This is a genomic window from Pseudomonas matsuisoli (genome assembly GCF_014647635.1).
In the GTDB taxonomy this organism is placed as follows: Bacteria; Pseudomonadota; Gammaproteobacteria; order Pseudomonadales; family Pseudomonadaceae; genus Pseudomonas_P; species Pseudomonas_P matsuisoli.
In genome coordinates this window covers 256,683-280,920 of record NZ_BMPO01000004.1, presented here as the reverse complement: position 1 = coordinate 280,920, position 24,238 = coordinate 256,683, and the positions used below count along the sequence as shown (strand labels likewise).

23 protein-coding genes are annotated in these 24,238 nt (G+C 58.1%); 19 read left to right on the top strand and 4 right to left on the bottom strand.

The window, feature by feature from the left end:
• Window positions 1–28: 28 nt before the first annotated feature.
• The 4 genes from gyrB to dnaA are packed head-to-tail and all read right to left on the bottom strand — an operon-like array spanning window position 29 to window position 6,187.
• The gene (gene gyrB / locus IEY47_RS10615; protein WP_188983195.1) at window positions 29–2,449 is read right to left on the bottom strand and encodes a DNA topoisomerase (ATP-hydrolyzing) subunit B; all 2,421 of its coding nucleotides are present in this window, start codon (window positions 2,447–2,449) and stop codon (window positions 29–31) included.
• Window positions 2,446–3,549 (bottom strand): DNA replication/repair protein RecF, encoded by a 1,104-nt coding sequence (gene recF, locus IEY47_RS10610; protein WP_188983194.1) that lies wholly within the window; start codon window positions 3,547–3,549, stop codon window positions 2,446–2,448. The genes gyrB and recF overlap by 4 nt, the downstream gene beginning before the upstream one ends.
• A gap of 6 nt (window positions 3,550–3,555) precedes the next feature.
• Window positions 3,556–4,659: a DNA polymerase III subunit beta gene (gene dnaN, locus IEY47_RS10605; RefSeq protein ID WP_188983193.1), complete on the bottom strand. Its 1,104-nt coding sequence runs from the start codon at window positions 4,657–4,659 to the stop codon at window positions 3,556–3,558.
• 31 nt (window positions 4,660–4,690) lie between these two features.
• Window positions 4,691–6,187 carry a chromosomal replication initiator protein DnaA gene (dnaA, locus tag IEY47_RS10600; protein ID WP_188983192.1) on the bottom strand — a complete coding sequence of 499 codons (1,497 nt, stop codon included), beginning with the start codon at window positions 6,185–6,187 and terminating at the stop codon, window positions 4,691–4,693.
• Between the two features lie 535 nt (window positions 6,188–6,722).
• On the opposite strand from dnaA, the gene rpmH reads away from it, so the two are divergent.
• From rpmH to glmU, 19 genes are all read left to right on the top strand, one after another.
• Complete coding sequence (rpmH, locus tag IEY47_RS10595; RefSeq protein WP_003284870.1) at window positions 6,723–6,857, top strand: 50S ribosomal protein L34; 135 nt, start codon at window positions 6,723–6,725, stop codon at window positions 6,855–6,857.
• 13 nt (window positions 6,858–6,870) lie between these two features.
• Window positions 6,871–7,278 (top strand): ribonuclease P protein component, encoded by a 408-nt coding sequence (gene rnpA / locus IEY47_RS10590; RefSeq protein ID WP_229779372.1) that lies wholly within the window; start codon window positions 6,871–6,873, stop codon window positions 7,276–7,278.
• Complete coding sequence (gene yidD / locus IEY47_RS10585) at window positions 7,271–7,516, top strand: membrane protein insertion efficiency factor YidD (protein WP_188983191.1); 246 nt, start codon at window positions 7,271–7,273, stop codon at window positions 7,514–7,516. Before rnpA ends, yidD begins: the two co-directional genes overlap by 8 nt.
• Before the next feature lie 2 nt (window positions 7,517–7,518).
• Window positions 7,519–9,264, top strand: a complete 1,746-nt coding sequence (gene yidC / locus IEY47_RS10580; protein WP_188983190.1) for a membrane protein insertase YidC — start codon at window positions 7,519–7,521, stop codon at window positions 9,262–9,264.
• Between the two features lie 58 nt (window positions 9,265–9,322).
• Complete coding sequence (mnmE, locus tag IEY47_RS10575; protein WP_188983189.1) at window positions 9,323–10,690, top strand: tRNA uridine-5-carboxymethylaminomethyl(34) synthesis GTPase MnmE; 1,368 nt, start codon at window positions 9,323–9,325, stop codon at window positions 10,688–10,690.
• 467 nt (window positions 10,691–11,157) lie between these two features.
• Window positions 11,158–13,050, top strand: coding sequence for a tRNA uridine-5-carboxymethylaminomethyl(34) synthesis enzyme MnmG (gene mnmG / locus IEY47_RS10570; protein WP_188983188.1), 1,893 nt, complete (start codon window positions 11,158–11,160; stop codon window positions 13,048–13,050).
• Window positions 13,050–13,706 carry a 16S rRNA (guanine(527)-N(7))-methyltransferase RsmG gene (gene rsmG, locus IEY47_RS10565; protein ID WP_188983187.1) on the top strand — a complete coding sequence of 219 codons (657 nt, stop codon included), beginning with the start codon at window positions 13,050–13,052 and terminating at the stop codon, window positions 13,704–13,706. The genes mnmG and rsmG overlap by 1 nt, the downstream gene beginning before the upstream one ends.
• A gap of 2 nt (window positions 13,707–13,708) precedes the next feature.
• The gene (locus IEY47_RS10560) at window positions 13,709–14,497 is read left to right on the top strand and encodes a ParA family protein (RefSeq protein WP_188983186.1); all 789 of its coding nucleotides are present in this window, start codon (window positions 13,709–13,711) and stop codon (window positions 14,495–14,497) included.
• A gap of 9 nt (window positions 14,498–14,506) precedes the next feature.
• A complete protein-coding gene (locus IEY47_RS10555) occupies window positions 14,507–15,379 on the top strand; it encodes a ParB/RepB/Spo0J family partition protein (protein ID WP_188983185.1) in 873 nt (290 codons plus the stop codon).
• Between the two features lie 154 nt (window positions 15,380–15,533).
• Window positions 15,534–15,941 carry a F0F1 ATP synthase subunit I gene (locus IEY47_RS10550; protein ID WP_188983413.1) on the top strand — a complete coding sequence of 136 codons (408 nt, stop codon included), beginning with the start codon at window positions 15,534–15,536 and terminating at the stop codon, window positions 15,939–15,941.
• A 14-nt stretch (window positions 15,942–15,955) separates the two neighbouring features.
• Window positions 15,956–16,822 (top strand): F0F1 ATP synthase subunit A, encoded by an 867-nt coding sequence (gene atpB, locus IEY47_RS10545; RefSeq protein WP_188983184.1) that lies wholly within the window; start codon window positions 15,956–15,958, stop codon window positions 16,820–16,822.
• A gap of 102 nt (window positions 16,823–16,924) precedes the next feature.
• A complete protein-coding gene (gene atpE / locus IEY47_RS10540; protein ID WP_003097235.1) occupies window positions 16,925–17,182 on the top strand; it encodes a F0F1 ATP synthase subunit C in 258 nt (85 codons plus the stop codon).
• Between the two features lie 57 nt (window positions 17,183–17,239).
• The gene (locus IEY47_RS10535; protein ID WP_188983183.1) at window positions 17,240–17,710 is read left to right on the top strand and encodes a F0F1 ATP synthase subunit B; all 471 of its coding nucleotides are present in this window, start codon (window positions 17,240–17,242) and stop codon (window positions 17,708–17,710) included.
• Between the two features lie 11 nt (window positions 17,711–17,721).
• Entirely contained in the window at window positions 17,722–18,258 is a 537-nt protein-coding gene (locus IEY47_RS10530) for a F0F1 ATP synthase subunit delta (protein WP_188983182.1), read from the top strand.
• A gap of 21 nt (window positions 18,259–18,279) precedes the next feature.
• Window positions 18,280–19,824 (top strand): F0F1 ATP synthase subunit alpha, encoded by a 1,545-nt coding sequence (gene atpA, locus IEY47_RS10525; protein ID WP_188983181.1) that lies wholly within the window; start codon window positions 18,280–18,282, stop codon window positions 19,822–19,824.
• A gap of 60 nt (window positions 19,825–19,884) precedes the next feature.
• On the top strand, window positions 19,885–20,745 hold the full coding sequence (gene atpG / locus IEY47_RS10520; protein WP_188983180.1) for a F0F1 ATP synthase subunit gamma: 861 nt from the start codon (window positions 19,885–19,887) through the stop codon (window positions 20,743–20,745).
• A gap of 28 nt (window positions 20,746–20,773) precedes the next feature.
• Window positions 20,774–22,150: a F0F1 ATP synthase subunit beta gene (gene atpD, locus IEY47_RS10515; protein WP_188983179.1), complete on the top strand. Its 1,377-nt coding sequence runs from the start codon at window positions 20,774–20,776 to the stop codon at window positions 22,148–22,150.
• Between the two features lie 49 nt (window positions 22,151–22,199).
• The gene (locus tag IEY47_RS10510; RefSeq protein WP_188983178.1) at window positions 22,200–22,625 is read left to right on the top strand and encodes a F0F1 ATP synthase subunit epsilon; all 426 of its coding nucleotides are present in this window, start codon (window positions 22,200–22,202) and stop codon (window positions 22,623–22,625) included.
• A 135-nt stretch (window positions 22,626–22,760) separates the two neighbouring features.
• Window positions 22,761–24,125, top strand: a complete 1,365-nt coding sequence (gene glmU, locus IEY47_RS10505; protein WP_188983177.1) for a bifunctional UDP-N-acetylglucosamine diphosphorylase/glucosamine-1-phosphate N-acetyltransferase GlmU — start codon at window positions 22,761–22,763, stop codon at window positions 24,123–24,125.
• The last annotated feature ends 113 nt before the right edge of the window (window positions 24,126–24,238 follow it).

Genomic DNA, 24,238 nt, shown 5'->3' with positions numbered 1-24,238 from the left:
ACTACCGGATCGACGTTATCGGAACAGATCAAACATCCAGGTTCGACACTGCCAGCGCGTTGCTCTCAATGAAGTCGCGGCGTGGCTCGACCGCATCGCCCATCAACGTATTGAAGATTTGATCCGCAGCGATGGCGTCTTCGATGGTCACTTGCAGCATCCGGCGTACGTTCGGATCCATCGTAGTTTCCCACAACTGATCCGGGTTCATCTCACCGAGACCTTTGTAGCGCTGGATGGAGTGACGTTTGGTGCTCTCCGTCATCAACCACTCAAGACCTTCCTTGAACGTGGCGATAGGACGCTTGCGCTCCCCGCGCTGCACGTATGCATCGGTATCCAGGAGGCTATTGAGCTGGTCACCCAGCGCCGTGACGGTCTTGTAGTCATTGCTGGCGAAGAAGTCGCGGTTGAACGTGATGTAGTTCGACAAGCCGTGAGCGATGATCTGAACCTCCGGTACATACATCTGACGTTCCTGATCATGTCTCAGGCTCGCAGCGTAGGTTTGTCCGGACTTTTCGGACGCTTTCAAGCGCGCCTTGAAACCATCAAGCCAAGCATTCATCGCGCTTTCGTCGGACAACTGCTCCACGGTGACGCGGGGAAGGTAGACGAAGTGCTCGGTCAACTCGTAGGGATAGAGACGCGAGAGTCGCTTAAGCGTTTTGGTCACGGTGCGGTAATCGTTGACCAACTTCTCCAGTGACGCACCGGCCAACCCAGGCGCATCGGCATTTACATGCAGGCTGGCATCTTCAAGCGCCGACTGGGTCATGTATTCCTCCATGGCCTCGTCGTCCTTGATGTACTGCTCCTGCTTACCGCGCTTGACCTTGTACAGCGGTGGCTGGGCGATATAGACGTAGCCTCGCTCGACCAGCTCGGGGAGCTGACGGAAGAAGAAGGTCAGTAGCAGCGTCCGAATGTGCGAACCGTCCACATCGGCATCGGTCATGATGATGATGTTGTGGTAACGCAGCTTCTCGACGTTGTATTCCTCGCGCCCGATACCACAGCCCAAGGCCGTAATCAGCGTGCCAACCTCTTGAGACGACAGCATCTTGTCGAAGCGCGCTTTCTCAACGTTGAGGATCTTACCCTTGAGAGGAAGAATCGCCTGGGTCCTGCGGTTACGGCCCTGCTTGGCAGACCCGCCCGCGGAGTCACCCTCCACGATGTACAGTTCGGAAAGGGCAGGGTCCTTTTCCTGGCAGTCAGCGAGTTTTCCGGGCAAGCCTGCGATATCGAGTGCGCCCTTCCGGCGCGTCATTTCCCGTGCCTTACGCGCCGCTTCGCGAGCCCGCGCCGCATCGATCATCTTGCCAACGACGGCCTTTGCCTCGTTTGGATTTTCCAACAAGAAGTCAGCAAAGTGTTTGCCCATTTCTTGCTCGACCGCGGTTTTCACTTCTGAGGAAACCAGCTTGTCCTTGGTCTGGGAAGAGAACTTGGGGTCAGGCACCTTCACCGAAATGATCGCGGTCAGGCCTTCCCGGGCGTCGTCGCCGGTGGTGGCAACCTTGAACTTCTTCGCCAGGCCTTCCTGCTCGATGTAGTTGTTCAGGTTACGCGTCAAGGCGGAGCGGAAGCCGGCGAGGTGAGTGCCGCCGTCGCGCTGAGGAATGTTGTTGGTGAAGCAAAGGATGTTCTCGTTGAAGCTGTCGTTCCACTGCAGGGCAACTTCGACACCCACGCCGTCGTCTTCGCGCTGCATATTGAAGTGAAAGACATCGTTGACGGGCGTTTTGTTGACGTTCAGGTATTCAACGAATGCCTTCAGGCCACCCTCGTACTTGAACAGTTCTTCCTTGCCGGTACGCTCGTCGGAGAGGCGAATACCTACACCGGAATTCAGGAAGGACAATTCCCGCAGGCGCTTGGCCAGAATTTCCCAAACGAACTGGATGTTGTTGAAGGTCTCGGAAGAGGCCTTGAAATGCACCTGTGTGCCCGTGGTATCCGTCTCGCCGATAGGGCTCAGGGGCGCCTGTGGAACGCCGTGGTGATACACCTGTTCCCACACCTGCCCGGCACGGCGAATGGTCAGCCGTAGCTCTTCGGAAAGTGCGTTAACGACGGAAACCCCAACCCCGTGCAAGCCACCGGATACCTTATAGGTGTTGTCGTCGAATTTACCGCCCGCGTGCAGCACGGTCATGATGACCTCGGCTGCGGAAACGCCTTCTTCCTTGTGGATATCCACCGGAATACCGCGCCCGTTGTCTTGGACAGTAATGGATTCATCCATGTGGATCGTGATGCTGATCTCTGAACAGAAACCGGCAAGGGCTTCGTCGATGGAGTTGTCCACGACTTCGAAGACCATGTGGTGAAGCCCAGTCCCGTCATCGGTATCACCGATGTACATACCAGGACGTTTACGAACGGCATCCAGCCCCTTCAGGACTTTGATGCTTGAGGAATCGTACGAGTTATTCTCGCTCATGCTTCACTCCGAAAATCTTCACTGACCTTGCCGTGTTCCACGTGGAACATCGCGACCGGTGTCTCCGATCGCCAGCTCTCTTTCAATACGTCCTTTTCCACACAGGTGATGAATACCTGGCACTGCAAATCTTCGAGCAAGCGGCACAACGATCGCCGGTGTCCTTCATCGAGCTCGGAGGGCAGGTCGTCCACGAGGTAAACGCATTGCCCGTGTTTCGTTTGGTTCAGCAAATATCCCTGCGCGATGCGCAAGGCGCTGACTACCAGCTTTTGTTGACCTCGAGACAGGATGTCCGCAGCGTTATGGCCACTGTAGCGAAGGCGGATATCCGCGCGCTGTGGACCTGCTTGCGTAAATCCCATCTGGCGATCGCGTTCGAGGCTCGACTGCAATACATCCTCGATTTCGCGATCCTTGTCCCAACCGCGGAAGTAACTCAGGGACAGCCCTTTCAAATCGATCAATTGCGCCAATACCTGATCGAAAACAGGCTTCAGCGATTGGATATACGCTCTTCTAAATTGATCGATTTCATTCGCGGCTTGGGCCATTTCACGGTCCCATGACGCTTGGATAGCACCGTCGAGTGTACCATGCCGAAGCCACGAATTTCGCTGCCGGAGCGCCTGTTGGAGGCGTTGCCAAGCGCCGATGAAACGTGGTTCCACGTGGAACACGCCCCAATCGAGGAATTGGCGTCGCACCTTCGGCGCGCCTTCGAGAAGCCGGAAGCTATCCGGATTGATCAATTGCAACGGAAGAAGCTCTGCCAACTGCGCCGCACTTCTCGCGTTTTGGCCATCGATACGAATGACAAGATCACCCGCTTTCTCACGCGATATGCCAAGGTTGGCAGCGCGCCCTTCAGCTAACTGCACCTGACCGAATACGGTGCAGATAGGTTGTTCGTGCTGGATGACCGGTTGCAACCGCGCACTACGAAACGAACGTGCTAGCCCAAGCAGATTGATCGCTTCGAGTACGCTGGTTTTGCCGCTGCCATTGGCGCCGTGAAGGATATTGATGCGCGGGGAGGGGAGAAGTGTCACCGCCTGCAAATTACGCACGGCGGTGACAGTAACGCGGGTAAGGGACATTCGTTGTTAGAGGCGCATCGGCATCACGACGTACGACGAATCATCGTTGCCGGCTTCCTGTACCAATGCACTGCTGTTGGCATCAGAGAGCGTCAGGCGAACCTGCTCCGTGGTCATCACGCCCAATACATCCAACAGGTAGCTGACGTTGAAACCGATCTCGAGTGCATCGCCTTCGTAATCGACCGCCACCTCTTCCTCGGCCTCTTCCTGCTCTGGGTTGTTTGCTTGAATTTTTAGCAGACCCGAAGCAAGCGTCAGACGGATACCACGATACTTCTCGTTGGAAAGAATCGCGGTGCGGCTAAACGCTTCCTTCAGCAACTGTCGATCGCCGACGACAAGCTTGTCGCCGCCCTTAGGCAGGACGCGTTCGTAATCGGGAAATTTCCCGTCCACCAGTTTCGACGTAAAAGTGAATTCACCCGTGTTCGCACGGATATGGTGTTGTCCAAGAACGATGCTGACGTCGGTATCCTGCTCGGTAAGAAGGCGTGCGAGTTCGAGGATGCCCTTACGCGGTACGATCACCTGGTGCTTATCCGCTTGCTCTATACCCGCTTGCATTCCACACATGGCTAAGCGGTGGCCGTCAGTTGCGACTGCGCGCAACGATCCCGCGCTGACTTCCAGCAACATGCCATTGAGGTAATAGCGAACGTCTTGTTGAGCCATGGCGAAACCGGTTCGCTCGATCAACCGGCGCAGTTTGGCCTGGGGCAGGCTGAACGTCATCGAGCCCTGGCTTTCTTCGACAGTGGGGAAGTCACCCGCGGGCAGCGTCGACAGCGTGAACCGACTGCGTCCGGCCTTGATCAGCAACTTTTGCTCGTCGACGCGCACGTCAATCGACGTATCGCTCGGTAGGCTTTTGCAGATGTCCATTAGCTTACGCGCGGGCACCGTGATCTCACCGGGTTCGGCAACGTCATCCAAGGTAACGCGCCCCACCAATTCGACTTCCAGATCGGTCCCGGTGAGGGACAACTGCTGGCCTTCGACAACCAGTAGAACGTTGGATAACACCGGCAGCGTCTGACGGCGTTCCACCACGCCGGCAACCAGCTGCAGGGGTTTCAACAGAGCTTCGCGTTGAATGGAAAAGTGCATGGTCTCGTCCCTTGCCTCGTGGGCTGCGTTATCAGGTAGTCAATGTACGCAGCAGGTTCTTGTAGTCCTCGCGGATATCCGCGTCGGACTCCCTCAACTCTCCGATCTTGCGACAGGCATGCAACACGGTCGTGTGATCGCGGCCCCCAAATGCATCGCCAATCTCGGGAAGACTATGATTGGTGATCTCTTTCGACAACGCCATCGCGACCTGTCTGGGGCGAGCCACGGAGCGTGAACGCCGGACCGACAGCAGATCGGATACCTTGATCTTGTAGTATTCAGCCACCGTGCGCTGAATGTTATCGATACTCACCAGTTTATCTTGCAATGCAAGCAGGTCTTTCAGCGACTCGCGGATCAAATCGATGGTGATATCCCGCCCCATGAAATGCCCGTGCGCGATAACCCGCTTCAACGCACCTTCAAGTTCACGCACGTTGGAGCGGATGCGCTGAGCGATGAAGAACGCCGCATCGTGAGGCAAATCAACTTTCGCCTGTTCGGCCTTCTTCATCAGAATGGCAACGCGCGTTTCCAATTCAGGCGGTTCGACTGCAACGGTCAGCCCCCACCCAAAACGCGATTTCAGCCGTTCTTCCAGCCCTTCGATTTCCTTTGGATAGCGGTCGCTCGTCAGGATGACTTGCTGTCCACCTTCAAGCAGCGCATTGAAGGTGTGGAAAAACTCTTCCTGGGACCGTTCTTTGCGGGCAAAAAATTGGATGTCATCAATCAGCAACGCATCGACCGACCGGTAGAATCGCTTGAATTCATTGATCGCGTTCAGTTGCAGCGCTTTGACCATATCCGCGACGAAGCGCTCCGAATGCAGGTAAACGACCTTGGCATTCGGATTCTTCTTTAATAAATGGTTGCCCACTGCGTGCATCAGGTGGGTCTTGCCAAGGCCGACCCCCCCATACAGGAACAACGGGTTGTATCCATGTTTCGGATTGTCCGCCACCTGCCAGGCCGCAGCTCGAGCCAATTGGTTGGACTTGCCCTCAACGAAATTCTCGAAGATGAACGTGCGATTGAGGTAGCTGGTGTGCTTGAGCGCGCCCTCCACTTGAACGGTGCGCTCGGTCTTAACTGCAGGCGTCGAAGGTTCGGGGCCGGTGACCGACGCAGCTTGGCCCGTAACGGGTTCTTCGACGCGTAGGGATGTAACCGAAGGTGCTGCCACGGGCGTGGCTGGAGTGCCGTTGACTGCCTGACCCGATGTCGTCGACACAGATGGGCTTGCACTTCCTACCGCGCGGGCAGCCGCATTGGGGGAGCGGCGGCTTCCAATGAGCAGTGATAAAGCAGGGGGCAGGCCATCGCCTTTTTCCCCCAGCAATTCCAACAGCCGGCTCATGTACTTTTCGTTGACCCAATCGAGCACAAAACGATTAGGGGCATACACACGCAATTCACCGTCGGACGCTTCTACCTGCAGTGGCCGAATCCAGGTATTGAATTGCTGGGCAGGCAGCTCGTCGCGCAACAAATCCACGCACTGCTGCCAAAGTTCGACCGACACGAAATAACCCCCGGATCCAACGTATGGACGCGACTGAAAAACAATCGCGCATTGTACCGACAGGGCCTTTCCTTATCCACAAGCGAAGAAGGACAGCGGTCGCTCCGGGAAATCACTCAACCTTTTCTATCAAGCCCTAAGCGTTGTTGATAACTGCCGCCGGACACTTTGGAAAACCTAGGGCTAAACACTGTGGATAAGTCGACTGTGGATAACACGCTTGGTTATCCACAAAAAATCCCACGCATGTGAACACGGTGATCACCGCAACCTCACAGCGATCAATTTCTCGCAACGCCAATAATGGTCTTGCCTACCGCCGGTTATCCACAGGCTGGACGGTCCTTAAGCATTACTAACGCTTCTATCTTTCTTAAATCATTTCTTCTTTTTTTATTTATCGATCAACGTTACAAATTCTCCGCTGAACGAAAATTGACCTAGCAAAGGGGTTTCACTAGAATTGCCGGTCTCTTTGCACGGGGCCACCTCAGGCTCCTCTTAAATAGCCAGTTGTGATCTCAGGTAACGCATCATGAAACGCACTTTCCAACCCAGCACTATCAAGCGCGCTCGTACCCATGGTTTCCGTGCTCGCATGGCCACCAAGAACGGTCGTCAGGTCATCTCGCGCCGCCGCGCCAAAGGCCGCAAGCGTCTTACTGTCTGACTGCTCGGTTAGGGTGGTGAATCAAGGCTTCGGCCGGGACAAGCGACTGCTCACTCCCCGGCAATTCAAGGCGGTCTTTGATTCACCCTCCAGCAAGGTACCTGGCAAGCATGTCCTGATTCTTGCGCGAGACAACGGCCTCGAGTTTTCCCGCCTGGGGCTCGTGATCGGTAAAAAGAGCGTCAAGCTCTCCGTCGAACGCAACCGCCTTAAACGTCTGATTCGCGATTCTTTCCGGCTTAACCAAGATGACTTGGGGAATCGGGACATTGTGGTCGTTGCACGTAAAGGCCTTGGTGATCTGGACAACCCCGAGCTGCACCGTCAGTTCGGCAAGATCTGGAAACGCCTGGCGCGCAGCCAGCCGCTCCCAGTAGCCCGAACCGACGGCAGCGAAGTGACAGATCCCTCTCATGCGTAAACTGGTCGTTCTTCCTATCCAGTTCTATCGCTACGCCATCAGCCCGATGATGGCGAGTCACTGCCGTTTCTACCCCAGTTGCTCGTGCTACGCGCTTGAAGCCATCGAGGCTCACGGTGCGCTACGTGGCGGCTGGCTGGCAGTGCGCCGTCTAGGCCGCTGCCATCCCTGGAATGCCGGTGGTTATGATCCGGTTCCTCCCGCAGAACAATTCCGACCCACTTCGATGGCCGAGTAACCATGGATATTCAACGCTCGATCCTGATCGTCGCCCTGGCGATCGTGTCCTACTTTCTGGTGCTCCAGTGGAATGAGGACTACGGCCAGGCCGAACTGCCACCGCAGCGCGCCGCTACTGCGCCGGCGACGCCAGGTCTGCCCGATACTGCGGGCAATAACGCCCAAGGCCAAACTGACGTCCCGACGGCAGCCACGTCAAATGACAGCGCCGCGCTGCCTGCAAGCGAAACCCCAACTAGCAGCGATTTGATTCGCGTACGTACAGACGTGCTTGACGTGGCCATCGACCCACGCGGCGGTGACGTGGTCGAGCTCAGCCTGACCCAATACCCACGTCGTCAGGACCGTCCAGATGTTCCGTTCCAGTTGTTCGACAATGGCAACGAGCGTCTCTACCTTGCACAGAGCGGTTTGACCGGTAACAACGGACCAGATGCACGGCCGAACGGGCGTCCACTCTACTCGACCGAACAGCGCAGCTATGAACTAGCAGACGGCCAGGATCAACTTGTCGTAGACCTCCGCTTCAGCGAGAACGGCGTCAACTACATCAAGCGCTTCACCTTCCACCGCGGATTGCGTGCTGACTGCTCGGCAGACGACATTGCCCAGCGCAAAATTGGCTGTGTAACGAAGAACGGTTACACCGTCGATGTCAGCTACCAGATCGACAACCAGAGCGGTCAAGCCTGGACCGGCAACCTCTTCGCACAACTCAAGCGTGACAACAGTGGCGACCCGTCCAGCACCACGGCAACCGGTGTGTCGACCTACCTGGGTGCGGCCATGTGGACCGCGGACGAGCCTTATCGCAAGATTTCCAAAGGCGATATGGATGAGCGTGCGCTGAAACAGACGGTCGACGGTGGCTGGGTCGCTTGGCTGCAGCACTACTTCGTCACCGCCTGGGTCGCGAACAAGGAACAAGCGAATCTGGTGCAAACGCGCAAGGACAGCCAGGGCAACTACATCATCGGCTTCACCGGCCCTGCGCTGAACGTCCCGGCAGGTGCCCAGGGCACGGCCTCGGCAACACTCTATGCCGGTCCGAAGACGCAGGATCACCTTGGTGCGTTGTCGCCAGGTCTGGAACTGACGGTCGATTACGGTTTCCTGTGGTTCATCGCTCAGCCCATCTTCTGGTTGCTGCAACACATCCACGGGTTGCTGGGTAACTGGGGTTGGTCGATCGTCGTACTGACGATCATCATCAAGGGCATCTTCTTCCCGCTATCAGCGGCAAGCTACCGGTCGATGGCCCGTATGCGGGCGGTCTCGCCGAAGATTCAGGCGCTGAAGGACCAGTATGGTGACGATCGCCAGAAGATGTCCCAGGCGATGATGGAGCTGTACAAGAAAGAGAAGATCAATCCGCTGGGTGGTTGCTTGCCAATTCTCATCCAGATGCCAGTCTTCCTCGCCTTGTACTGGACGCTACTGGAAAGCGTGGAGATTCGTCAGGCGCCTTGGATTCTCTGGATCACCGACCTTTCCATCAAGGATCCGTACTTCCTGCTGCCGATCATCATGGGCGTCACCATGTTCATTCAGCAGCAGCTGAATCCGACCCCGCCAGATCCGATGCAAGCGCGCGTGATGAAGATGATGCCGATCATTTTCACCTTCTTCTTCCTGTGGTTCCCAGCCGGTCTGGTGCTGTACTGGATCGTGAACAACACCTTGTCGATCCTGCAGCAGTGGTACATTACCCGGCAGATCGAACGGGCCGCCGCCGCGAAGGCCTGACCACGCAACGTAAAACGAACGCCCCCTCGAGGGGCGTTCTGCTATCTGGGGATTTCTCATGACCCATATTCAAGACACCATTGCCGCCGTCGCTACCGCACAGGGACGCGGCGGGGTCGGTATCGTTCGTGTGTCCGGTCCCAAAGCACGGGACATTGCGCAATCAATCTGTGGAAAAGTACCGCCTGCGCGGTATGCGCTCTACGGCCCCTTCACCGACGAACAGGCGCAGGTCATCGACGAAGGCCTCGCGTTATATTTTCAAGGCCCGCATTCCTTCACCGGTGAAGACGTTCTGGAGCTACAGGGCCACGGCGGACCCGTTGTGCTCGATCTCTTGCTGCGACGGTGCATATCGCTGGGCGCACGTCAGGCACGGCCGGGTGAATTCAGCGAGCGAGCCTTTCTCAACGACAAACTCGATCTTGCGCAGGCGGAAGCCATCGCCGACCTCATCGAGGCGAGCTCGGAGCAGGCCGCGCGCAATGCGCTGCGTTCGCTGCAAGGCGAGTTCTCCCGGCGAGTTCACGCGCTCACCGAGCAGCTCATCGCGCTGCGCATCCATGTCGAGGCCGCGATCGATTTTCCAGAGGAAGAGATCGACTTTCTTGCGGATGGTCATGTCCTAGGCCTGCTAGATGGGGTTCGCGCCGCGTTAGGCTTGGTCGTGAAGGAAGCATCGCAGGGCGCGCTATTGCGCGAAGGTATGAACGTGGTGATTGCCGGTCGGCCCAATGCAGGCAAATCGAGCCTGCTTAACGCCCTTGCCGGCCGTGAAGCCGCTATCGTCACTGACATCGCTGGCACAACGCGGGATGTCTTGCGCGAACATATCCACATCGACGGCATGCCGCTGCATATCATCGACACTGCAGGCCTGCGAACGACTGACGATCAGGTCGAGCGCATCGGCGTCGAGCGCGCGCTGGACGCGATTCATAATGCCGACCGCGTCCTGCTGGTAGTGGATTCCACGGCGCCCGAAGCCATAGATCCCTTCGCGTTGTGGCCCGAGTTTCTTCAAAGTCGACCCGTACCTACCAAAGTTACGCTCATACGCAACAAGGCGGACCTCAGCGGTGAGTCCTCGTGCCTCTCTAGCAACACCAACGGCGCAGTATCGCTTGCGCTGTCCGCCCGCGATGGCGTGGGAATCGATCTCTTGCGGGAGCACTTGAAGGCTTGCATGGGGTTCGAGCAAACCGCGGAAAGCGGTTTCAGCGCGCGCAGACGGCACCTGGATGCGCTCAGGCGTGCTGCGGATCATCTGGAACACGGACGCGGCCAACTCATTGGCGCGGGCGCCGGAGAGCTGCTCGCCGAAGACCTACGCCACGCTCAGCAAGCGTTGAGTGAAATCACTGGTGCTTTCAGCTCTGATGATCTACTGGGCCGCATTTTTTCCAGTTTCTGCATCGGCAAATAACCTCACGCCATACGCCCGGTGCAATGCCGGGCACATACTCGCATCGCTTTATCCTCTTTTTACCCCTGAATTCCCTTCGTAAGGCCTGTGGAAAACCCGCCTTCAGCTCGGTCGATAACACGTGTCAAAAACGGTGGATATATCTGCCTGTGGATAAGCGGGCTGCTTATGCACATCTTGTCACCGGCTTGCGCAGAGGATCCGCAGGGCTTTGTCACAGCGTTCAACCATCAGCCTAGCCCACGAATGATGGCGCATGTAGCGATCTATCCACAGAAAACCGCCGCCCTATACATAGCTGTAAAAACCAAGCTTTATAAACCTTCTTTTCTTTTTTCTATTCTTAACCACTCATGCCATAACGCTACTGTCTATTTTTTGTTCAAGACCCTTCATTCGTCCGACCTAAATCCCTATACTTGCCGCCTTTTCTCTTTCCCCCTTCCGGAACAGGCACGAGGTGCGTGGTGGATTTCCCTTCCCGTTTTGACGTGATCGTGATCGGCGGTGGTCATGCCGGTACCGAGGCTGCGCTCGCGGCAGCACGTATGGGCACAAGGACGCTGCTACTGACCCACAATGTCGAGACGCTCGGCCAGATGAGTTGCAACCCGGCCATTGGCGGTATCGGCAAGAGCCATCTGGTCAAGGAGATCGATGCGCTTGGTGGCGCCATGGCGGTCGCTACCGACAAGGGCGGCATCCAATTTCGCGTGCTCAACAGCCGCAAAGGGCCCGCCGTAAGGGCCACGCGCGCTCAAGCCGATCGCGTGCTCTACAAAGCAGCGATTCGCGAAACGCTCGAAAACCAGCCGAACCTGTGGATATTTCAGCAAGCCTGCGATGACCTGATCGTCGAAGCGGATCAAGTGCGTGGTGTCGTGACCCAAATGGGCCTGCGCTTTCATGCCGACAATGTCGTCCTCACGACCGGGACCTTCCTGGGAGGACGCATCCACATCGGGCTGGAAAACTACTCGGGCGGCCGAGCCGGTGACCCGCCAGCCATTGCGTTGGCTAGCCGTTTACGAGAGTTGCCGCTGCGTGTGGGCCGTTTGAAAACCGGTACGCCACCGCGCATCGATGGCCGTTCGGTAGATTTCACCGCGATGACCGAGCAACCCGGTGACACGCCGATTCCGGTGATGTCCTTCCTCGGCTCGAGGGAACAGCACCCGCGCCAGGTGAGTTGCTGGATTACCCACACCAACACCCGAACCCACGAGATCATCGCCGCCAACCTCGACCGCTCGCCGATGTACTCCGGTGTGATCGAAGGCATCGGACCGCGCTATTGCCCGTCTATCGAAGACAAGATTCACCGCTTTGCGGACAAGGACAGTCACCAGGTCTTCCTGGAGCCAGAAGGCTTAACCACGCACGAGCTCTATCCAAATGGGATTTCGACCTCGTTGCCGTTCGATGTGCAATTGCAGGTCGTGCAAAGCATTCGTGGTATGGAGAACGCCCACATCGTTCGCCCGGGTTATGCGATCGAATACGATTTCTTCGACCCCCGTGACCTTAAGTACAGCCTGGAAACCAAGGTTATCGGCGGGCTGTTTTTTGCCGGGCAGATCAATGGCACCACCGGCTACGAAGAAGCGGGCGCACAAGGCTTGCTCGCGGGGGCGAACGCAGCGTTACGTTCCCAGGGACGTGAAAGCTGGTGCCCGCGGCGGGACGAGGCGTATCTCGGCGTACTCGTGGACGATTTGATCACCCTAGGCACTCAAGAGCCTTACCGGATGTTCACCTCGCGTGCGGAGTACCGCTTGATTCTTCGCGAGGACAATGCGGACTTGCGGCTGACCGAGAAAGGCCGCGAGATCGGTCTTGTGGATGACGTTCGCTGGGCCGCGTTCGAGGCCAAGCGCGAAGCGATCCTGCGTGAAGAGCAGCGGCTCAAGAGCACGTGGGTGCGACCGAACACGGCTGAAGGCGATGCCATCGCGGCGCGCTTTGGCACGCCCCTGACCCACGAGTACAACTTGCTGAACCTGCTAAGCCGCCCCGAAATCGACTACCTTGGCCTTACGGACGCCACGGGCGGTGGAGTTGCGGATGCACAGGTCGCCGAGCAGGTCGAGATCAAGACCAAGTACGCCGGCTACATCGAGCGGCAGCAGGACGAGATTCTCAAACTGCGGGCCAGTGAAGACGTGCGTCTGCCCGCGGATATCGACTACGCCGGCATTTCCGGACTGTCCAAGGAAATTCAGCACAAGCTCAGCAGTGGGCGTCCGGAAACCCTCGGCCAGGCATCGCGTATTCCAGGTGTCACACCGGCTGCAGTATCGCTATTGATGATCCATCTGAAAAAGCGTGGCGCCGGACGCCAATTGGAGCCGAGCGTTTGATGGTTATCGTCGAACGGCATGCGGAAGAACTCGCCGCAGGTATTCGCACGTTGGGTTTGTCGGTCAGCGTGTCGCAGCAGGCGTCGTTGTTGGCATACCTAGCGCTGCTGGTCAAATGGAACAAAGCCTACAACCTCACGGCCGTTCGCGATCCCGATGAAATGGTCTCGCGCCATTTGCTGGATAGCCTGAGCGTGGCACCGTTTGTGGATAACCTGGGGCCGCGCTGGCTCGATGTGGGAAGCGGCGGGGGCATGCCGGGGATTCCCTTGGCGATTCTGTTCCCTGAACGTCAGTTCACGCTGTTGGATTCGAACGGCAAGAAGACTCGCTTCCTGACTCAGGTCAAGCTGGAGCTCAAGCTCGCCAATGTCGAGGTGATCCACGGTCGAGTCGAAGCGTTCCAGCCAGAACGTCCGCTCGATGGCATCGTCTCGCGGGCTTTCAGCAGTCTGGCGGACTTCACCGACTGGACACGGTGCCTGGGTGATGCGGATACGCGTTGGCTGGCCATGAAGGGCATTCATCCAGACGACGAGCTGCAAGCATTGCCGGACGATTTCCAGCGTGAAGCCACCCACGTGCTGACAGTCCCCGGTTGCCAAGGTGAACGCCATCTGCTGATACTGCGCCGCACGTTTTCGGAGGGACCCTAGTCATGGCCAAGGTTTTCGCGATCGCTAACCAGAAGGGCGGGGTGGGCAAGACCACCACCTGCATCAATCTGGCCGCATCGCTGGTGGCCACGAAACGTCGGGTGCTGTTGATTGACCTTGATCCACAGGGCAACGCCACCACGGGCAGCGGCGTCGATAAGGTGTCTCTGGAACATTCGATCTACGACGTCCTGGTCGGCGACTGCAGTCTGATCGACGCCATGCAGTTTTCCGAGCACGGTGGCTACCAGCTGTTGCCGGCCAACCGGGATCTGACCGCCGCGGAAGTCGCGTTGCTGGAAATGCCTGCGAAGGAAAACCGGTTGCGCGAAGCGCTGGCACCGATTCGTGAGAACTACGATTACATTCTCATTGACTGTCCGCCGTCTCTGTCGATGCTGACGATCAATGCCTTGGTCGCCTCCGACGGGGTGATCATCCCGATGCAATGCGAGTATTACGCACTGGAAGGGCTGACCGACTTGATCAACAGCATTCAGCGCATCGGCGCCTTGCTCAATCCGAATCTCAAGATCGAAGGACTGCTGCGCACGATGTACGACCCGCGCATCAGCCTAACCAACGACGTCACCGCGCAGCTCAAGCAGCATTTCGGCGACAAGCTCTACGATGCGGTCATTCCGCGCAACGTGCGCCTGGCCGAGGCACCGAGTTTCGGCATGCCGGCGCTGGTGTACGACAAACAATCCCGCGGAGCTGTCGCCTATCTGGCGCTAGCTGGTGAACTGGTCCGACGCCAGCGCACCCGCGGCAGAACGGCTACCGCTTAAGGAATCCGCATGGCTGCGAAGAAACGAGGACTCGGACGGGGGCTCGATGCACTCCTGGGTAACACCAGCGTGCCGAAACTGGAAGAACAAGCCCTGCAGACGGATCGTCGCGAATTGCAGGAATTGCCACTGGAACGTATCCAGCGCGGCAAGTATCAACCGCGCCGTGACATGGATCCGGCTGCGCTGGAGGAACTGGCGCAATCCATCAAGGCGCAAGGCGTCATGCAGCCGATCGTCGTACGTCCCATCGGCAAGACCCGTTACGAAATCATCGCCGGCGAGCGTCGCTGGCGCGCCAGTCAGCAGGCTGGGCTCGAGCGAATTCCCGCCATCGTCCGCGAAGTGCCGGATGAAGCAGCGGTCGCGATGGCGCTCATCGAGAACATCCAGCGCGAAGACCTTAATCCGCTGGAGGAGGCGATCGCACTCCAGCGTCTGCAGCAGGAATTTCAACTAACCCAGGCCCAAGTAGCCGAGGCCGTTGGCAAATCCCGGGTGACCATTAGCAACCTCTTGCGCCTCATCGCGCTCCCTGAAGAGGTCAAGACGATGCTTTCCCATGGCGATCTGGAGATGGGGCATGCGCGTGCGCTGCTGGGACTGCCCGTTGATCAGCAAATTGAAGGGGCGCGACACGTTGTCGCACGCGGTCTGACGGTTCGGCAAACGGAAGCGCTGGTGCGTCAATGGTTGAACGGTAAACCGAAGGCGACTGAGGCGCCGGTCGCAGACCCTGACATCAGTCGTCTGGAACAGCGCCTGGCAGAGCGTCTGGGGTCTCCGGTCCAGATCAAGCATGGGCAGAAAGGCAAAGGCCAGCTCGTGATCCGCTACAGTTCGCTGGATGAGTTGCAGGGCGTTCTGGCCCACATCCGCTGAAACAATTGGCGCTGTAGCGCCAATCGGAAAAGGCTACCCAGCAGTTGAATGGGGTGTGTGTGGCCCCTATACTCTGCGCGCATTTTGGCCGCCGCATCCAATGCCAAATCACGAACTGGCGCACTCTACAGAAAGCCAGAGGAAATCTGCCGAGATGGACATTCGCACGCCCAATCGCCTGCCGCTCCATCGCCTTCCGGTCTTTCCCGTTTTAGTGGCTCAGCTAGGCTTCGGCCTGCTGGCATCGGTCGTGGTCTGGTTGTTTTTCGGTGGTGTCGCCGGTTATTCAGCACTTCTAGGGCTGATGATCGCTTGGCTGCCCAACGTGTATTTTGCCTGTAAGGCCTTTCGCTTTGGCGGGGCTCAGGCTGCTCAAGCCATCGTTCGGTCGTTTTACGCTGGCGAGGCTGGGAAACTGATTCTAACGGCAGTGCTCTTTGCACTGACGTTCGCGGGCGTGAAGCCATTGGAACCGCTGGCTGTGTTTGGTGTGTTCTTCCTGACCCTATTGGTCAGCTGGTTCGCCCCGCTGCTGGTGAAGAAAAGAATTTCAAGACCTTAGACGTTGAGGGATATATGGCTGAACAAACCGCCTCGGGCTATATCCAGCATCACCTGACGAATCTGACCTATGGTCAGCATCCGGTGAATGGCTGGAGTTTCGCCCACAGCGCTCAAGAAGCTCAGGAGATGGGTTTCTGGGCTTTCCATGTCGATACGCTGGCGGTTTCGGTGGTCCTTGGACTGCTGTTCATCCTGCTGTTCCGTTCCGCTGCCAAACGGGCGACCTCCGGTCAGCCTGGCGCGCTGCAAAATTTCGTCGAAATCATGGTCGAGTTCGTCGATGGCAGCGTGAAAGACACCTTCCATGGCCGTAACGCCCTGATCGCGCCCCTGGCGTTGACGATTTTCGTCTGGGTGTTCCTGATGAACCTGATGGACTTGGTGCCAGTGGATTGGTTGCCGATGACCGCTGCCACACTGGCTGGCGATCCGCACCTGTTCTTCCGCGTCGTGCCGACGACCGATCCAAACGCTACTCTGGGTCTCGCACTGTCCGTGTTCGGCCTGATCCTGTACTACAGCATCAAGGTAAAGGGCCTCGGCGGCTTCCTCGGTGAGTTGACTCTGCATCCGTTCAGCAGCAAGAACATGTTGGTCCAGATCATCCTGATCCCGGTTAACTTCTTGCTCGAGTTTGTCACGCTGATCGCCAAGCCGGTTTCGCTGGCCCTGCGACTGTTCGGTAACCTCTATGCGGGCGAGCTGATCTTCATCCTCATCGCCATCATGTTCGGCGGCGGTCTGCTGCTGGGCGCACTGGGTATCGCATTGCAGTGGGCGTGGGCGGTGTTCCACATCCTGATCATCGTGCTGCAGGCCTTCATCTTCATGATGCTGACCATCGTGTACCTGTCGATGGCGCACGAAGATAATCATTAAAAGGGTTTTGCCGTTGCCTTGCGTGCCAGGGCGGCGGCTGACGAAAACGTTTCAAACGCTTCACCACAACTAACCAATACGACGCACAAGTCGGGAGGAAAAATGGAAACTGTAGTTGGTCTGACCGCGATCGCTGTTGCACTGCTGATTGGTCTGGGTGCCCTGGGTACCGCTATCGGCTTCGGTCTGCTCGGCGGCAAATTCCTGGAAGGTGCTGCTCGTCAGCCTGAAATGGTTCCAATGCTGCAGGTCAAAATGTTCATCGTCGCGGGTCTGCTCGACGCCGTAACCATGATCGGTGTTGGTATCGCCCTGTTCTTCACCTTCGCAAACCCCTTCGTTGGTCAGATCGCCGGCTAATCCACTCTTCATTGAGAGGATTGGTTTGGATGGACAACGAACGAGCGAGGTGTTGGCGTGAACATTAATGCAACCCTGATTGGCCAGTCCGTTGCCTTCTTCATCTTCGTGCTGTTCTGCATGAAGTTCGTGTGGCCTCCGGTCATCACGGCTTTGCGCGAACGCCAGAAGAAGATCGCTGATGGTCTGGACGCTGCCAGCCGTGCGACTCGTGACCTGGAGCTAGCCCAAGAGAAAGCGGGCGAGCAACTGCGCGAGGCGAAGGCCCAGGCGGCAGAAATCATCGAGCAGGCCAAGAAGCGTGCTAACCAACTCGTCGACGAAGCCCGTGAACAGGCTCGTGACGAAGCGGAGCGCGTGAAAGGTCAAGCTCGTGCGGAGATCGAACAGGAACTCAATGGCGTCAAGGATGCCCTGCGTGCCCAAGTGGGCCTGCTGGCTGTCTCTGGCGCCGAGAAGATTCTCGGTTCCAGCATCGATCAAAACGCACATGCGGAGCTGGTTAACAAACTGGCCGCCGAAATCTAAGCGAGGGCGACATGGCAGAACTGACCACGCTGGCCCGACCTTACGCCAAGGCTGCCTTCGAGCATGCCCGGGCACAGCAGCAACTGGCCGCTTGGTCGGCCATGCTGGCCCTGGGTGCTGCCGTGTCGCAAGACGACATCGTGCAGCGCATGCTCAAGGCTCCGCGTTTGACGAGTACAGAAAAAGCCGCTGCCTTCAACGAGGTGTGTGGCGACGAGCTCAATGCACAGGTCCAGAACTTCATTCAGGTTCTCGCCGAGAACGAGCGTCTCCTGCTTCTGCCTGAGATCGCATCGCTGTTCGAACTGTACAAGTCCGAACAGGAAAAATCGGTGGACGTGGAAGTGACCAGTGCCTTCGCATTGAGCGCAGATCAGCAAGACAAACTCGCCAAGGTTCTCAGCGCACGGCTCAGCCGGGAAGTGCGTCTGCACGCCGCGGAAGACCCCGCCCTCATCGGTGGTGTCGTGATCCGCGCCGGCGACCTGGTTATCGATGGCTCGGTTCGCGGCAAAATCGCGAAGCTGGCCGAAGCGTTGAAATCTTGAGTTTGAAGGGGCAGCAGAGCAATGCAGCAACTCAATCCTTCCGAAATTAGTGAAATCATCAAGGGACGTATCGAGAAACTCGACGTCTCTTCCCAGGCCCGTAACGAAGGCACCGTCGTCAGCGTTTCTGACGGTATCGTGCGCATATTCGGTCTCGCCGACGTCATGTACGGCGAAATGATCGAGTTCCCGGGCGGCGTCTACGGTATGGCGCTCAACCTCGAGCAGGACTCCGTCGGTGCGGTAATCCTCGGTGCCTACACCAGCCTTCAAGAAGGCATGAGTGCCAAGTGCACCGGCCGTATTCTTGAAGTGCCGGTCGGTCCGGAAATGCTGGGTCGCGTCGTCGACGCCCTCGGCAATCCGATCGATGGCAAGGGTCCGATCAATGCCAGCGCTACCGATGCGGTCGAGAAAGTCGCCCCGGGCGTGATCTGGCGTCAGTCGGTCGACCAGCCGGTTCAAACCGGTTACAAGTCGGTCGATGCGATGATCCCGGTCGGCCGTGGCCAGCGTGAGCTGATCATCGGTGACCGTCAGATCGGTAAGACCGCCATGGCGGTCGACGCGATCATCAACCAGAAGAACAGCGGTATCCGTTGCGTCTACGTTGCTGTCGGTCAGAAGCAGTCGACCATCGCCAACGTGGTTCGCAAGCTGGAAGAGAACGGCGCGCTGGCCAACACCATCGTCGTCGCCGCTTCGGCTTCCGAATCCGCAGCGCTGCAGTTCCTGGCTCCTTACGCCGGCTGCACCATGGGCGAATACTTCCGTGACCGCGGTGAAGATGCACTGATCGTGTACGACGACCTGTCCAAGCAAGCTGTCGCTTACCGTCAGATCTCCCTGCTGCTGCGCCGTCCGCCGGGCCGCGAAGCCTACCCAGGTGACGTGTTCTATCTCCACAGCCGTCTGCTGGAGCGCGCATCCCGCGTATCCGCCGACTATGTCGAGAAGTTCACCAATGGTGCCGTAACTGGCAAGACTGGCTCGCTGACGGCACTGCCGATCATCGAAACCCAGGCGGGTGACGTTTCCGCGTTCGTTCCGACCAACGTAATCTCCATCACCGACGGTCAGATCTTCCTGGAAACCGGCCTGTTCAACTCGGGTATCCGTCCTGCGGTCAACGCCGGTGTGTCGGTATCCCGCGTTGGTGGCGCCGCGCAGACCAAGATCATCAAGAAGCTGTCAGGTGGTATCCGTACGGCACTGGCCCAGTACCGTGAACTGGCGGCATTCGCCCAGTTCGCATCGGACCTGGACGAGGCGACCCGCAAGCAGCTCGAGCACGGTCAGCGTGTAACCGAGCTGATGAAGCAGAAGCAGTACGCGCCTATGTCCATCGCCGAGATGGCCCTGAGCCTGTACGCCGCTGAGCGTGGCTTCCTGACTGATATCGAGCTGGCCAAGATCGGCAGCTTCGAAGCCGCTTTGATCGCCTACTTCAACCGTGATCACGCCGAGCTGATGGCGAAGATCAACGAGAAGGGTGACTTCAACGACGATATCGATAAAGGCATCAAGGCCGGCATCGAGAAGTTCAAGTCCACCCAGACCTGGTAAGCGGCGGTGGGGGCGTAAGCCCCCTCCTGCTAACCGATAGGTGACCTATATAGGTGTTGCATGGCAGGCGCAAAAGAGATTCGAGGCAAGATCGCGAGCATTAAAAGCACGCAAAAGATCACCAGCGCCATGGAAAAAGTGGCGGTCAGCAAGATGCGCAAGGCGCAACAGCGGATGGCCTCCAGCCGTCCCTACGCCGAGCACATCCGGCAGGTGATTGGTCATCTGGCCAACGCCAATCCGGAATACCGTCACCCGTTCATGATCGAACGCGAGATGAAGCGTGTCGGCTATATCGTCGTCACCTCCGATCGCGGTTTGGCAGGTGGTCTGAACACCAACCTGTTCAAAGCCTTGATCAAGGACATGAGCAGCAAGCGCGAACAGGGCGTTGAAATCGACCTGGGCGCGATTGGTAGCAAGGGCGCTTCGTTCTTCCGTAGCTACGGCGGAAACGTCGTCGCGGCGATTAGCCACCTGGGTGAAAACCCATCGATCAACGACTTGATCGGTAGCGTCAAGGTTATGCTCGACGCCTACCTGTCCGGCCGCATCGATCGTCTGTACGTCGTCTCGAACAAGTTCGTGAACACCATGACGCAGAAGCCTACCGTGGAGCAGTTGATTCCGCTGGTGGCCGAAGACAGCAAGGAACTGAAACACCACTGGGACTACTTATACGAACCCGACGCCAAGCAGCTGCTCGATGGCTTGCTGGTGCGTTATGTGGAGTCGCAGGTATACCAAGCGGTGGTCGAGAACAACGCAGCCGAGCAGGCCGCTCGTATGATCGCGATGAAGAATGCCACCGACAACGCCGGTGAAATTATCAGCGAATTGCAGCTGATCTATAACAAGGCGCGTCAGGCAGCGATCACCCAGGAAATTTCGGAAATCGTCGGCGGCGCTGCCGCGGTTTAAGAACGGTTCAACTATTGAGGACCCTGAGATGAGCAGTGGACGTATCGTTCAAATCATCGGCGCCGTCATCGACGTGGAATTCCCACGTGACCAGGTACCGAACGTTTATGAGGCGCTGAAAGTTGTCGGCGCCGAGACCACGTTGGAAGTTCAGCAGCAATTGGGCGACGGCATCGTTCGTACCATTGCGATGGGTTCCACTGAAGGTCTGAAGCGCGGCCTCGACGTCGCCAACACGGGCGCGGCTATCCAGGTACCGGTCGGGGTCAAGACCCTGGGCCGTATCATGGACGTGCTGGGCAACCCGATCGACGAAGCCGGCCCGATTGGCGAGGAAGAGCGTTGGGGCATTCACCGTCCTGCGCCGTCCTACGCGGAGCAAGCAGGCGGCAACGATCTGCTGGAAACCGGCATCAAGGTCATCGACCTGGTTTGCCCGTTCGCCAAGGGTGGTAAGGTCGGTCTGTTCGGTGGTGCCGGTGTCGGCAAGACCGTAAACATGATGGAGCTGATCCGTAACATCGCCATCGAGCACAGCGGTTATTCCGTGTTCGCGGGTGTGGGTGAGCGTACTCGTGAGGGTAACGACTTCTACCACGAGATGAAGGACTCCAACGTTCTCGACAAGGTCGCCCTGGTCTACGGCCAGATGAACGAGCCGCCGGGGAACCGTCTGCGTGTGGCCCTGACCGGCTTGACCATGGCCGAGAAATTCCGTGACGAAGGCCGTGACGTACTGTTGTTCGTCGACAACATCTACCGTTACACCCTCGCCGGTACTGAAGTATCCGCACTGCTGGGCCGTATGCCGTCCGCGGTAGGTTATCAGCCGACCCTGGCCGAAGAGATGGGCGTTCTGCAAGAGCGCATCACCTCCACCAAGTCCGGTTCGATCACCTCGATCCAGGCTGTCTACGTTCCTGCGGATGACTTGACTGACCCATCGCCGGCGACGACCTTCGCCCACTTGGACGCCACCGTGGTTCTGTCCCGTGACATCGCTTCGCTGGGTATCTACCCCGCGGTCGATCCGCTGGATTCCACGTCGCGCCAGCTGGACCCGAACGTCATTGGCCAGGAGCATTACGAAACCGCTCGCGGTGTTCAGTACGTGCTGCAGCGCTACAAGGAACTGAAGGACATCATCGCGATTCTGGGTATGGACGAGCTGTCCGAGTCGGACAAGCAACTCGTATCCCGTGCGCGTAAGATCCAGCGCTTCCTGTCGCAGCCGTTCTTCGTGGCCGAAGTCTTCACCGGTGCGCCGGGCAAGTACGTCAGCCTGAAAGACACCATTGCGGGTTTCAGCGGCATCCTCAAGGGCGACTACGACCACCTGCCAGAACAAGCGTTCTACATGGTCGGCGGCATCGAAGAAGCCATCGAGAAAGCCAAGAAGCTCTAAGTGAACCCGGGCGCTCTTATCGGGCGCCCAGGTCGATACGAGGTTAAAGATGGCTATGACTGTCCATTGCGATATCGTCAGCGCAGAAGGCGAAATCTTCTCCGGTCTGGTCGAGATGGTGATTGCGCACGGCAACCTGGGTGACTTGGGTATTGCACCCGGCCACGCGCCGTTGATCACCGATCTCAAGCCGGGTCCGGTTCGCCTGGTCAAGCAGGGCGGTGAGGAGGAGGTGTTTTACATCTCGGGTGGTTTCCTCGAAGTCCAACCTTCCATCGTGAAGGTGCTGGCTGATACGGCTTCACGTGCCGGTGATCTCGACGAGGCGGCAGCGCAGGAAGCGGTCAAGGCCGCTGAACAGGCGCTGGCTGGAAAGAACGCCGACTTCGACTACGGCACCGCGTCGGCCCAGCTGGCCGAAGCAGCCGCACAGCTGCGTACCATTCAGCAATTGCGCCGCCAGGCCAAGCGCTAAGCATACGCACTCGCGAAAAGGCAGCCTCGGCTGCCTTTTTTCGTTTTTGGAATCCGCTACCGTGATGGTCAACGTCGCGGCGGCCTCGATAGAATCCCCTTTTTTCGCTGAGACGCTGGTCGTCAGGAGAAGCTCATGTCGTTGGATATCGTCATTCTTGCCGCCGGCCAAGGTACCCGGATGCGCTCCTCGCTGCCGAAGGTGCTCCACCCGGTCGCTGGCAAGGCGATGCTGTCCCACGTCTTGGACTGCGGACGTTCGCTGGAGCCAATGAGCCTCCAAGTGGTCATTGGCCATGGCGCAGAGAAAGTGCGGGAACGCCTCCAAGGTGCCGATGTAAATTTCGTTCTGCAGGCCGAACAACTGGGTACCGGTCATGCCGTCGCCCAAGCGCTTCCGCATCTGAGTGCCGATCGCGTACTGATCCTCTACGGTGATGTCCCGCTGATTGAGCGCGATACCCTCGATCGCCTGCTGGCGAAGGTCACTGATGATCGAATCGCGTTGCTGACCGTCGTGCTGGACGATCCTACTGGCTACGGGCGTATCGTTCGGGATGAATCGGGTTCCGTTCAGGCAATCGTCGAACAAAAGGATGCCAGCGAGGCGCAACGTGCTATTCGGGAGGGCAACACAGGCATTCTTGCGGTGCCGGGCAAGCGCCTCGCTGAGTGGTTGGGACGACTGTCGAACAACAATGCGCAGGGCGAGTATTACCTGACCGACGTCATTGCCATGGCCGTAGCCGACGGTCTTGTCGTCGAAACCGTGCAGGCGCTCGACCCAATGGAAGTGCTCGGTGCGAATGACCGTTTCCAGCTCGCACAGCTCGAGCGCCACTACCAATTCCGCGCGGCGAAACGCCTCATGGCGCAAGGCGTGACACTTTTGGATCCGGCACGCTTCGATGTCCGCGGTGAAGTCACGGTCGGGCGTGATGTGCTGATCGACGTCAACGTCATTCTCGAAGGCAAGGTGCTCATCGAGGACGGGGTACAGATCGGACCGAATTGCGTCATCCGCGACAGCGTGCTGCGGCAGGGTGCGATCGTCAAAGCCAACTCGCATCTCGAAGGTGCAGAATTGGGCGAAGGTGCCGACTGTGGTCCCTTCGCGCGTCTACGCCCCGGTGCCGTGCTTGGCGCTCGTGCCCACGTGGGCAACTTCGTCGAACTGAAAAACGCCCGCATGGGCGAGGGTGCCAAAGCCGGTCATTTGAGCTACCTGGGCGATGCCGACATCGGCGCACGGACCAATATCGGCGCCGGCACCATCACCTGCAACTACGATGGGGCGAACAAGCACCGTACCGTAATGGGTGAAGACGTGTTCATAGGCTCGAACAGCGCGTTGGTCGCGCCGGTGACGCTGGGCGATCGGGTCACGACCGGAGCGGGTTCGACGGTCACGCAGGATGTACCCGCAGATACCTTGGCGGTGGGACGTGCCCGCCAGCGCAATATCGAAGGCTGGGCCCGCCCAACCAAGACGAAAAAGTAGCAGGCAGCTGGTTTATTTAGATCGCGCTTAAGGCAGGGCCCTGCCCGCAACTGCGGCAGACCCGCCTTCGGGGCAATTTGAGTACCTGACGGCTTCGACCGTAGGCCAGCACT

What these genes read in the sequence shown, in the direction of transcription:
- gyrB (WP_188983195.1), bottom strand. Translation starts at nt 2,449, where the DNA reads ATGAGCGAGAATAACTCGTACGATTCCTCAAGCATCAAAGTCCTGAAG.
- recF (WP_188983194.1), bottom strand. Translation starts at nt 3,549, where the DNA reads ATGTCCCTTACCCGCGTTACTGTCACCGCCGTGCGTAATTTGCAGGCG.
- dnaN (WP_188983193.1), bottom strand. Translation starts at nt 4,659, where the DNA reads ATGCACTTTTCCATTCAACGCGAAGCTCTGTTGAAACCCCTGCAGCTG.
- rpmH (WP_003284870.1), top strand. Translation starts at nt 6,723, where the DNA reads ATGAAACGCACTTTCCAACCCAGCACTATCAAGCGCGCTCGTACCCAT.
- yidD (WP_188983191.1), top strand. Translation starts at nt 7,271, where the DNA reads ATGCGTAAACTGGTCGTTCTTCCTATCCAGTTCTATCGCTACGCCATC.
- yidC (WP_188983190.1), top strand. Translation starts at nt 7,519, where the DNA reads ATGGATATTCAACGCTCGATCCTGATCGTCGCCCTGGCGATCGTGTCC.
- mnmE (WP_188983189.1), top strand. Translation starts at nt 9,323, where the DNA reads ATGACCCATATTCAAGACACCATTGCCGCCGTCGCTACCGCACAGGGA.
- rsmG (WP_188983187.1), top strand. Translation starts at nt 13,050, where the DNA reads ATGGTTATCGTCGAACGGCATGCGGAAGAACTCGCCGCAGGTATTCGC.
- IEY47_RS10560 (WP_188983186.1), top strand. Translation starts at nt 13,709, where the DNA reads ATGGCCAAGGTTTTCGCGATCGCTAACCAGAAGGGCGGGGTGGGCAAG.
- IEY47_RS10555 (WP_188983185.1), top strand. Translation starts at nt 14,507, where the DNA reads ATGGCTGCGAAGAAACGAGGACTCGGACGGGGGCTCGATGCACTCCTG.
- IEY47_RS10550 (WP_188983413.1), top strand. Translation starts at nt 15,534, where the DNA reads ATGGACATTCGCACGCCCAATCGCCTGCCGCTCCATCGCCTTCCGGTC.
- atpB (WP_188983184.1), top strand. Translation starts at nt 15,956, where the DNA reads ATGGCTGAACAAACCGCCTCGGGCTATATCCAGCATCACCTGACGAAT.
- atpE (WP_003097235.1), top strand. Translation starts at nt 16,925, where the DNA reads ATGGAAACTGTAGTTGGTCTGACCGCGATCGCTGTTGCACTGCTGATT.
- IEY47_RS10530 (WP_188983182.1), top strand. Translation starts at nt 17,722, where the DNA reads ATGGCAGAACTGACCACGCTGGCCCGACCTTACGCCAAGGCTGCCTTC.
- atpA (WP_188983181.1), top strand. Translation starts at nt 18,280, where the DNA reads ATGCAGCAACTCAATCCTTCCGAAATTAGTGAAATCATCAAGGGACGT.
- atpG (WP_188983180.1), top strand. Translation starts at nt 19,885, where the DNA reads ATGGCAGGCGCAAAAGAGATTCGAGGCAAGATCGCGAGCATTAAAAGC.
- atpD (WP_188983179.1), top strand. Translation starts at nt 20,774, where the DNA reads ATGAGCAGTGGACGTATCGTTCAAATCATCGGCGCCGTCATCGACGTG.
- IEY47_RS10510 (WP_188983178.1), top strand. Translation starts at nt 22,200, where the DNA reads ATGGCTATGACTGTCCATTGCGATATCGTCAGCGCAGAAGGCGAAATC.
- glmU (WP_188983177.1), top strand. Translation starts at nt 22,761, where the DNA reads ATGTCGTTGGATATCGTCATTCTTGCCGCCGGCCAAGGTACCCGGATG.